The 414-nt window shown below is 63.0% G+C and carries 1 protein-coding gene; it reads left to right on the plus strand.

Annotated features, from left to right (window positions below; all coding sequences use genetic code 11):
* Window positions 1-58: 58 nt before the first annotated feature.
* Window positions 59-414, plus strand: a 356-nt coding sequence (locus tag AC0T7J_RS25435; protein ID WP_473798582.1) for a thiol-disulfide oxidoreductase DCC family protein, incomplete at its 3' end; no start/stop codon positions are given.

The following is a 414-nucleotide window of genomic DNA, read 5'->3' on the forward strand; positions in this document are numbered from 1 at the left end:
CTTATAGTCCGGTGATCAAGGTTATGATCGCGACAACCGCCGCCAAGGACATCCGCCGATGCCTGCCATGAAAACCCGCCCCACCCCCGCGCCATTGCTCAAGCCCGGCGAAACCGTGGTGCTGTTCGATGGCGTGTGCAAACTGTGCAACGGCTGGGCGCGGTTTCTGATTCGCCATGACCACCAGCGCCATGTGCGTCTGGCGACCGTGCAATCGCCCGAGGGCCAGGCCTTGCTGGCGTGGGCCGGTTTGCCCCTGGACGAGTTCGACACCATGGCGGTGATCCGCGACCGCAATTATTGGAAACGCTCGGATGCATTCTTGGAAGTGGTCGGGCAACTGCCAATGCGCTGGCAGCCGCTGAAACTGCTGCGGATCTTCCCGCGCCGCCTGCGCGACTGGGCTTACGATCG

Source organism: Pantoea sp. E956-1, from assembly GCF_982223955.1.